At 29.7% G+C, this 435-nt stretch carries 1 protein-coding gene; it reads right to left on the bottom strand.

Annotated features, from left to right (window positions below; translation table 11 throughout):
* Positions 1-94 precede the first annotated feature (94 nt).
* Complete coding sequence (locus Z053_RS0127530; protein WP_025668177.1) at positions 95-283, bottom strand: hypothetical protein; 189 nt, start codon at positions 281-283, stop codon at positions 95-97.
* Positions 284-435 lie beyond the last annotated feature (152 nt).

The raw sequence follows: 435 nt of genomic DNA, 5'->3' as shown, positions 1-435 counted from the left end.
TTATAAATTTCAACTTATAAAAATTGTTTTTAAAAGAGTAATAATAGGAGGTTCACTATCATCTTTTAGTGATGATGTACAATATTGTTTTTGGTTATGCCCATGTACAACGTCCCCAACGATCACAATATCCGTAATCGCACATTTCGGTTCCGTTTGGAAATCTAACACAGCAAAATCTATTGTCTTTACAATATGGTGCTGAAACAAACGCTCCTTTGATATTTTGCTGTTGCTCTTTACTTAATTTTTGTACTCCTGATAGGTTTAAGATATCCTTCATTTTGTAAAATATTTAAAAAAGTTAATAATTCAATTTTGATTACAATGATACTACTGTACCAGAACGAACAGGTAATGATCATAAAAATGACAAACCTAAAAGTTTGTCTTTATGTATGGTTTTGAATTTTTTTAGAAAAAGATACAACGCCC

It is taken from the genome of Aquimarina megaterium XH134, from assembly GCF_000520975.1.
GTDB classification, from domain to species: Bacteria; Bacteroidota; Bacteroidia; order Flavobacteriales; family Flavobacteriaceae; genus Aquimarina; species Aquimarina megaterium.
Note: the sequence above shows the minus strand (reverse complement) of the source record. Positions and strands in the feature narration are given on the sequence as shown.